This window comes from Stenotrophomonas sp. 05L44_2 (genome assembly GCF_056665995.1).
In genome coordinates this window covers 1-9,290 of the sequence record NZ_JBFTNR010000068.1, presented here as the reverse complement: position 1 = coordinate 9,290, position 9,290 = coordinate 1, and the positions used below count along the sequence as shown (strand labels likewise).

Genomic DNA, 9,290 nt, shown 5'->3' with positions numbered 1-9,290 from the left:
ACCGAACAGCCCAACCGCGGCTCTTGATCTTGACGTTGCAGTTGCCGTTGCCGTTGCTGTTGCTGTTGCTTGCAGCGGGTCCCGGGCCGCAGGCCCGGGCAGAAAACCTTACCGGTCGTCGCGCAGTTCGCCACCGGGCAGGAACACCCACGTGCGGGTGACCTGCAGGATGTCGATCTGGTCTTCGCTGTCGGGCAACGGCGGGAACGGTTGTGCCAGCTGGATCACCCGCAGCGCGGCCTCGTCCAGCAGCGGCGTGCCGCTGGACTTCAACACCCGGCTGCTTTCCACGCTGCCGTCGCGGCGTACCCCCACGCTGATCACCACCTGTCCCCCCAGCCGGCGCTGCCGTGCTTCGTCGGGGTAGTTCAGGTTGCCGACCTGCTCGGCGCGGTCCACCCACGCACGCAGGTAATTGGCGTAGGCGTATTCGCGCGTACTGGCCGAAACGAATTTCCGGTTCGGCCGCTTGGCGTACTGCGCCGAACGCAGGTGCACTTCCGCCGCCAGCCGCGCCATTTCAGCATCGCGCTGTTCGCGCGCGGTCATCGGTGCATCCGGTGTTGGTTGCAGCGGGGTAGGGCGCGACTGCGCCACGGCCACGGTGTCCTGGCCATTGCGGCTGCTGACCACCCGCGCCTGCGGCGGCGGTACCGGTGCTGCCGACTGCTGCTGCTGGGGTACCGGACTGATGCCGGCCTGGGCCTGCGGCACGATGCCGGCCTGGTTGTCGCGGGGGCGCTGCGCACGATCGTGCTCGCCACCGCCTTCCTGGCTGGCGGCGGCCAGGAAATCGGCCTGCTTCGGGGTCAGCGCGGTGCGGGTCTGGCTGAAGATCACTTCCAGGGTCGGCACCAGGGGCGCGTCGCCTTTCACGGCAAAGCCGACCCCGAGGATCAGCAGGGCGTGCACCAGCACCGACAGGGCGATGGTGGCGCCCAGCCGCTGCGCTTCACGCGGCGGCGGGGCGAGGACGGCAGGTGCGGCATCCATCAGCGCAGATCGGCCTCGATCGCGTCGAACAGGGTGCCGGCGATGTTCAGGCCGTACTGCGCGTCCAGCTCGCGCACGCAGGTCGGGCTGGTCACGTTGACCTCGGTCAGGTAGTCGCCGATGACGTCCAGGCCGACGAAACGCATGCCACGACGCTTCATTTCCGGGCCGACCTGGGCGGCGATCCAGCGATCGCGTTCGCTCAGCGGACGGCCTTCGCCACGGCCACCGGCGGCCAGGTTGCCGCGGAACTCATCGCCCTGCGGAATGCGCGCCAGGCAGTAATCGACCGGCTCGCCATCGACCAGCAGGATGCGCTTGTCGCCGGCAGTGATGTCGGGAATGAACTTCTGGGCCAGGGCGAGCTTGCGGCCGCCGTCGGTCAGCGTTTCCAGGATCACGTTCAGGTTGGGGTCGCCCTGTCCGCTGCGGAAGATCGAGCGCCCGCCCATGCCATCCAGCGGCTTCAGTACCGCCTGGCCGTGTTCCAGCGCGAAGGCCTTCAGTGCCTTGGCGTCGCGGCTGACCAGGGTCGGCGGGCAGCACTGCGGGAACAGCAGCGCGGCCAGCTTCTCGTTGTAGTCGCGCAGGCCCTGCGGGTTGTTGACCACGCACGCACCGGCGGCGGCAGCGACATCCAACACCTGGGTGTCGTAGACATACTCGGCGTCGACCGGCGGGTCCTTGCGCATCAGCACGATCTGGCCGGGACCGAATTCGGTCCGGCTGAATGCGCCCAGCTCGTACCAGCCGGCCGGGTCGTCGCGCACCTGCAGGGGGGCGGTCCAGGCCACGGCCACCCCGCCTTCCAGCGCCAGCCCGCCCGGGCGCACGTAGTGCAGGGCATGGCCGCGGCGCTGGGCTTCCAGCAGCATGGCGAACGTGGTGTCCTTGGCGATCTTGATGTGGGCGATGGGGTCCATCACCACGATGACGTTCAACGGCATGGGTGCACCTGTCAGGCAAGGCGTTGATGGTAGCGGCAACGCCGGCCGTGCGCCTCCCCGGCGATGTGCAACGCAGCGTCCCTTGCCGGGCTGCGCAGTGATTGCCAATCCGGTCACGTTCAGCCCGGCGCCACGCCCCGCGCCACGGACCGCCCTTGAAGCGGGCGCGGGAAGTGCGATATAGATACGCTTTCGCAGCGGCTCCCGCCAAAGATTGGGCCGTGCGCTTGGGGAATGGCAATGACTGAAAACACGACTGCGGGCGGGGAGCTCGCAGGACTCCGGGTGATGGTCATCGATGACTCGAAGACCATCCGCAGGACTGCGGAAACACTGCTGAAGCGCGAAGGCTGCGAAGTAGTGACCGCGACGGACGGTTTCGAGGCCCTGGCCAAGATTGCCGACCAGCAGCCGCAGATCATCTTCGTCGACATCATGATGCCGCGCCTGGATGGCTACCAGACCTGCGCACTGATCAAGGGTAACCAGCTGTTCAAGGCGACCCCGGTGATCATGCTGTCGTCCAAGGATGGTCTGTTCGACAAGGCGCGGGGGCGCATCGTCGGCTCGGAGCAATACCTGACCAAGCCATTCACGCGCGAAGAACTGCTGGGTGCCATCCGCACGTACGTCAACGCCTGACCAGGGGGGAAAGGCACAATGGCTCGTATCGTCCTGATCGAGGATTCACCGACCGACCGCGCGGTGTTCACCCAATGGCTGCGCCGTGCCGGCCATGAGGTGCTGGAAGCGGACAATGCCGAAGATGGCCTGCAGCTGGTCCGCGACCAGGTGCCGCAGCTGGTCCTGATGGACGTGGTGCTGCCGGGCATGAGCGGTTTCCAGGCGACCCGGGCGATGGCCCGCGACGCAGCGATCAAGCACATCCCGGTCATCATCGTCAGCACCAAGGCGATGGAAACCGACAAGGCCTGGGGGCTGCGCCAAGGCGCCGCCGACTACATCGTCAAGCCGCCGCGCGAGGAAGAACTCATCGCCCGGATCAACGAGCTGGTGGCCTGATGCGCTCGCCCTTCGACATTCTTGAAGCCTACGAACGGCGCAGCCTGGCCCACGCGGTGCAGCTGCCCGGGCGGCAGTTCGCGCAGGACCTGTGGCGTGGCGTCGGTTTCCGTGTTGGCCAGCGTCGGCTGGTGTCCGATTTCCGCGAAGTGGTGGAGATCGTGCCGATGCCGCCGGTGACCCCGGTGCCATGCGCGCAGCCGTGGCTGCTGGGCGTGGGCAACCTGCGCGGCAACCTGTTCCCGGTGGTCGACCTGAAGTACTTCCTGGAAGGGGCGCGCACTGTCCAGCAGGAAGGCCAGCGCGTGCTGATCATGCGCCAGGCCGGTGGCGACGTCGCCCTGACCATCGATGAACTGTTCGGCCAGCGCAGCTTCGAGCTGACCCAGCAGATCGAGGCCGGTTCACTGGCCGAGGGACGCTACGGCCACTTCGTCGATCGCGCTTTCCATGCCGATGGCAACGATTGGGGCGTGTTCTCGCTCTCGCTGCTGTCGCGTACCCCTGAATTCCGGCAAGCCGCGGCCTGAGGCCGGGCATCGCCCCCTGCATTGAAAATCGAGGTTGAACGATGAGTACTGCTTCGGATGCCACCAAGTCCGGCAAGCTGCGGCTGGGCGGCAGCAACCTCTGGCTGGCGCTGCTGGCCCTGTCGATGATCCTGTTCGGTGTGAACACCGGYGTGTCCACCTGGCAGGGCAGCCGCCTGGCCGATGCCGGTTCCAAGGCCGCGGACCTGCAGGTGCTGTCGCAGCAGCTGGCCAACCAGGGCCGTGACGCGGTCGGCGGCAACGCGCAGGCCTTCACCGCCTTCAAGGCCACCCGCAACGCGATCGAGCAGAACGTGTCGACCCTGCAGGGCCGCTACGGCAACGAGCCGGGCGTCTCCCGGGCGATCTCGACCCTGGCCGACACCTGGGCGCCGCTGGGCAAGCAGGCTGGCCAGCTGGTGGCCAGTGAACCGGCAGTACTGGCCCTGGCCGGCAACGCCAACAACTTCTCCGGTGCGGTGCCGGGCCTGCAGGCCCAGTTGAACGAGCTGGTGCGTGCGATGTCCGCCTCCGGCGCGCCGTCGTCGCAGGTCTACAGCGCCCTGCAGCAGGTGGTGGTCGCCGGTTCGATGGCGCGTCGCGTGACTGAAATCCGCGCCGGCGGCACGGCTGCGGCCGCTGCCGGTGACGCGCTGGCCCGCGACATCACCGTGTTCTCGCAGGTGCTCGATGCGCTGCGCAATGGCAACGAGGACCTGGGCATCACCGCCGTGCGCGGCGCTGCCGCCGTCGCTGCGCTGGAGCAGTCGCAGCAGAAGTGGCAGGCGATGAAGCAGGACGCCGACGCGATCCTGGCCAGCTCGCGCCAGCTGTTCGCCGCGCAGTCCGCTGCCTCCGCACTGGGCCAGGGTTCGGCGAAGATGCTGACCGACAGCCGCAAGCTGTTCGAAGCCTTCTCCTCGTTCGGTTCGGTGTCCGACACCCGCCTGTTCCCGAATTTCTGGATCGGCGTGGTGTCCGGTGCGCTGTCGCTGATCGCGATCATCGGTTTCGTCTCCACCAACGTGCGCAGCCGCTCGCGCGAGCAGGAACTGCGCTACCAGACCCAGGTGGAGTTCAACAGCCGCAACCAGCAGGCGATCATGCGGCTGCTGGACGAAATCTCCTCGCTCGGTGAGGGCGATCTGACCGTGAAAGCCTCGGTGACCGAGGACATGACCGGCGCGATCGCGGACGCCATCAACTACGCGGTGGATGAACTGCGCCACCTGGTGACCACCATCAACGACACCTCGGCCAAGGTCGCGCTGTCGACCCAGGAAACGCAGGCCACCGCGATGCAGCTGGCCGAAGCGGCCGGCCACCAGGCCAACCAGATCACCTCGGCGTCGGACCGGATCGGCGAAATCGCCGCCAGCATCGAACAGGTATCGCGCAACTCGGCCGAGTCGGCCGACGTGGCACAGCGTTCGGTGGTGATCGCCGCCGAAGGTGCCGGCGTGGTCCGCGAGACCATCCAGGGCATGGACCAGATCCGCGACCAGATCCAGGAGACCTCCAAGCGCATCAAGCGACTGGGCGAATCTTCGCAGGAGATCGGCTCGATCGTGGAACTGATCAACGACATTTCCGAGCAGACCAACATCCTGGCATTGAACGCGGCCGTGCAGGCGGCTTCGGCCGGTGAAGCCGGTCGTGGTTTCGCGGTCGTGGCCGACGAAGTGCAGCGCCTGGCAGAGCGCACCTCCGGTGCGACCCGACGTATCGAGAACCTGGTGCAGGYGATCCAGGCCGACACCAACGAAGCGGTCACCTCGATGGAACAGACCACCGCCGAAGTGGTGTCCGGTGCACGCTTGGCCGAGGACGCCGGCACCGCGCTGACCGAGATCGAGCGCGTGTCCAACGCACTCAATACCCTCATCAAGAACATCTCCATCGCCGCCCAGCAGCAGTCGTCGGCGGCGTCGGACATCACCCGCACGATGGGCGTGATCCGCCAGATCACCGGCCAGACCTCGCAGGGTGCCGGGCAGACCGCCGAGTCGATCGGCCACCTGGCGCAGCTGGCGGCCGACCTGCGTCGTTCGGTCGCCGACTTCAAGCTGCCGGCGTGACACGGGCAGGGCGGCGAGCAAGGAACCAGTCGATGAAGCATTTCCATTCCCCACGCCAGGATCCGCGCGACCGTCGCGCGGCGGCGACCGGAGCGCATCCATGAGCAGCCTGCGCGATGCGATGAGCCACGCAGCCCTGGGCTGGGTCAAGCCCGAGCTGGACGAGACCCTGCGCCTGGTGCGCAACGAGGTCGAGTACTTCGCCGAAGATCCGGCCGACAGCAGCCGCATGCGCATCTGCGCCGGCTACCTGCACCAGGTGCAGGGCACGCTGCGCATGGTCGAACTGTATGCACCGGCGATGGTGGCCGAGGAGCTGGAACAGCTCGCCATCGCCGTCGGCAAGGGCGAGGTCGCCGAGCGCGACGAGGCCTGCGCCACCCTGATGCGCGGCAGCGTGCTGCTGCCCGATTACCTGGAGCGCCTGCAGAACGGACACCGTGACATCCCGATCGTGCTGCAGCCGCTGCTCAACGAGATCCGCGCCGCCCGTGGCGAAGCGCTGATCAACGACAGCGTGCTGTTCGCGTTCGCGCCCGATTCGGTGACCGCCACCGAAGCGGAACTGGACCATGCACGCGGCAGCCTCAGCGGCCGCAACCGCGAGCTGCTGGACACCGTTGGCAACGCGGTCAAGGAAGAACTGCTGCAGGTCAAGGACGCGCTGGACCTGCACCTGCGTACCGACGGTTCGCCGCAGCAGCTGCAGGAGCAGGTGACCAAGCTGGGTTCGGTGGCCGATACGCTGGGCATGCTCGGCCTGGGCGCTGCGCGGGGCGTGGTCGTGCAGCAGCGCGACGCGCTGCGCGGGGTCGTCGAGGGCCGCCAGCAGATCGACGAAGACATGCTGCTGGATATCGCCGGTGCGCTGCTCTATGTCGATGCATCGCTGGATGACCAGGTCGCACACCTCGGTGCCAGTGGCAGTGGCCAGGATGATCCGAGCGCGGTGGAGAACCGGCGCACGGTGGAAGTGCTGGCGCACGAGGCGATCGCCAATTTCGCCGCCGCCCGCGAGCATTTCGTCGCTTTCATCGAAACCAGCTGGAACCACGCCGAACTGCAGGACGTGCCGCGCCTGCTCGGCGATGTCTCCGGCGCATTGCGCATGCTCGACCTGGGCACCGCGGCAGACTATCTGCGCGGCGTGCAGCAGTACATCGAAGCCGAACTGATCGGTCGTCAGCGGGTGCCCAGTGGTCGCCAGCTGGACACCCTGGCCGACGCCATGGCCAGCCTGGAGTACTACCTGGAAGCCCTGCGTGACCGCCGTCCGGGTCGCGAGGACATCCTCGACATCACCCGCAGCAGCCTGGAAGCGCTGCGCTACTGGCCGCTGCCCGAGCGCGGCGTGGTCGCTGTCGAAGACGTGCAGCCGGTCATGCGCGAAGCTGTGGTCTTGCCAGCCGAGCCGCTGCAGATCGAACCGCTGGATATCGACGTGCAGGCCTCCGCGCCGGCACCGGGTGACGTGCCGGCGTCGCTGCCCGATTTCACCTTCGACCCGCTGCCGGAGGCTACGCCCGCCGACAACGGCCTGATGTTCGGATCGCTGGGTACGCCAGCGTTGTCGGCCGAACCGCACGGCACCCCGGCGCCCCTGTTGTTCGCTGCCTCCAGCGCCCCCGCGCCGGAAGTGCCGCAGTGGGAACTGGGTGGATTCGACGCGCCGGCAGGGAGTGCTGCCGAACGCAGCGACGAGCGTGCGCCGACGTTCGACAGCTTCGATCCGGTCAGTTTCGATCCTGTGTCCGTCGAACGGTCCGACGCTGCTGCCTGGACGTTGTCCGCGATTCCGGTGCCGGAAGAGGACGACACGCAGGCAAGCGCCGTAGACGGCAATGATGACGCCTTCCTGGCGACGTCGTTGGACGAGACGTCGTCTGCCGCGTCGCTGGACGTGGTCATTTCGCTGGCCTTCGATCCGGTTGCCGCCGAGCAGGACGGCCAGACGTCGCTGAGCGACGATGTGGTGTTCCGTTTCGACAGCAGCCTGCTGCACAACGCCGATGACGTGTTGTCGCTGGAGACAATGGAAACGCTGTCGTTGGACGACGAGCAGGCCTCGCCTGCGACGCTGGAGTTCATTGACGCCGGTGCGGTGGTGCAGGCCGACGATGGCCTGGCCATCAACGAACGGCTCGACTCCACCGTTGACGGCGACGCGGCGACCGATGCGGCAGTCTACGTCGCACCGGCCGCTGATCTGCCCGCATCCGAAGACCTGTCGGCAGTGTCTGCTGCGCCGACCGTGGCGCTGGTCGATGTGGATACCATCGCGCCGATCGACTTCAGCGAAGCCGATGCGCAGTTCTTCGCAGAGCTGAATGCCGCTGCCGCCGGCTTCAATCCCCAGGCCATGCCGGCCGCCGTCGTGCCGACCGAAACCGTGCCGCCAGCCGTGGCCGAGGGCGGGTTCGATGCGGGTTTCGACGACGATGCCGAGAACATCGACCAGGACATCCGCGAGGTGTTCCTGGAAGAATTCGACGACGAGCTGGGCAATCTCGGCACGCTGCTGCCGGCATGGCGCATGCAACCGGACAACATGGACCGGCTGCGGCCGATCCGCCGCATTTTCCACACACTGAAGGGCAGTGGCCGCCTCGTCGGCGCACGTACCCTGGGTGAGTTCGCGTGGAAGATCGAGGGCATGCTCAACCGCGTGCTCGATGGCACCCGCGCCCCCACGCCGGCGGTACTGGCGATGGTCGATCACGCATACACGGCACTGCCGCAGTTGAACGCGGCACTGCGCGATGGCCAGCGGGTCAGCGTCGACCTGCAGGCGATGCAGGCCATCGCCGATCGCGTGGGTGCAGGCGAAGAAACGTTCTACGTTGCGCTGCCGGGCGCCACCGCGCCGACGGCCGAGGCGCCGACCGATGCTGCCGCGCCGCTGGACAGCGCCGTGCAGGATGTCGATGCCCCCGCACAGAGCGCTGTTGAAGCGCCGGGTACCCCGGCCAACATCGACAGCGTGCTGCGTGAGATCCTGGAGGCCGAGGTGGAACTCCACCAGGCCACGCTGCAGGGCTGGTTGCGCTCGGCGCAGCAGGCGCCACAGCCGGTCAGCGATGCGTTGCTGCGCGCGGTGCACACCATGAACGGTGCCTTCGCGATGACCGAGGTGCCGGAAATCACCGCTGTCACTGGCGGCGCCGAGTCGTACATCAAGCGCGCGCTGGCCGCCGAGGTGGTGCCGGGTGATGACGCCGTGGCAGCCCTGGACGAAACCGCGCAGGCGATCAACGCGACCATGGACGCGCTGCAGGCCGAGCAGCCGCGGATTGCGCCGCAGGCTGAACTGGCGCAGCGCCTGCAGGCGCTGGCCGGCGAGCTGCCGGAAGCACGCTGGCCGATGGCCGGGCTGGACGTCGAGGATGAAGACGAAGACCCGCTGCTTCCGCTGGTCGCAGAAGCAGATGCCGCCGACGCCGACATGGTCGAGCCGGGGCATGCGGTAGAGATCGAGCCGGAGGTCGAACGCGACACCGGTGCCGAGGTGCTGGAGGCGCTGCAGGTCAGCGAGGACGCGTTGAGCGATGCGGGCCTGGAGTCCGCCGAATTGACCGGCAGCGATGATCTGTCGCGCTACTTCGATGCAGGGTGGCCGTCGATGCCGGACGGCCCGGCGCCGCAGTCGACGCTGGAAGTGGCTGCTTCCACGCTCGTTGCCGCGGAAATTGAAGCCGGACAGGCGGTGGCGACATCGGAAG

At 67.6% G+C, this 9,290-nt stretch carries 7 protein-coding genes; 5 read left to right on the top strand and 2 right to left on the bottom strand.

Annotated features, from left to right (window positions below):
- Positions 1-108: 108 nt before the first annotated feature.
- Positions 109-993: an energy transducer TonB family protein gene (locus AC1VAN_RS04035; RefSeq protein ID WP_025877745.1), complete on the bottom strand. Its 885-nt coding sequence runs from the start codon at positions 991-993 to the stop codon at positions 109-111.
- The gene (gshB, locus tag AC1VAN_RS04030) at positions 993-1,940 is read right to left on the bottom strand and encodes a glutathione synthase (protein ID WP_049466293.1); all 948 of its coding nucleotides are present in this window, start codon (positions 1,938-1,940) and stop codon (positions 993-995) included. Before gshB ends, AC1VAN_RS04035 begins: the two co-directional genes overlap by 1 nt.
- Before the next feature lie 240 nt (positions 1,941-2,180).
- On the opposite strand from gshB, the gene pilG reads away from it, so the two are divergent.
- The 5 genes from pilG to AC1VAN_RS04005 all read left to right on the top strand — a co-directional run.
- Positions 2,181-2,582, top strand: a complete 402-nt coding sequence (gene pilG / locus AC1VAN_RS04025) for a twitching motility response regulator PilG (protein ID WP_005418455.1) — start codon at positions 2,181-2,183, stop codon at positions 2,580-2,582.
- Positions 2,583-2,600: 18 nt separating this feature from the next.
- Positions 2,601-2,963, top strand: coding sequence for a response regulator (locus AC1VAN_RS04020; protein ID WP_025877749.1), 363 nt, complete (start codon positions 2,601-2,603; stop codon positions 2,961-2,963).
- The gene (locus AC1VAN_RS04015; protein WP_025877750.1) at positions 2,963-3,493 is read left to right on the top strand and encodes a chemotaxis protein CheW; all 531 of its coding nucleotides are present in this window, start codon (positions 2,963-2,965) and stop codon (positions 3,491-3,493) included. Before AC1VAN_RS04020 ends, AC1VAN_RS04015 begins: the two co-directional genes overlap by 1 nt.
- A 41-nt stretch (positions 3,494-3,534) precedes the next feature.
- The gene (locus AC1VAN_RS04010; RefSeq protein ID WP_480985311.1) at positions 3,535-5,571 is read left to right on the top strand and encodes a methyl-accepting chemotaxis protein; all 2,037 of its coding nucleotides are present in this window, start codon (positions 3,535-3,537) and stop codon (positions 5,569-5,571) included.
- Positions 5,572-5,671: 100 nt separating this feature from the next.
- Positions 5,672-9,290 (top strand): Hpt domain-containing protein (locus AC1VAN_RS04005; protein ID WP_480985310.1); only part of this gene is annotated, 3,619 nt, incomplete at its 3' end.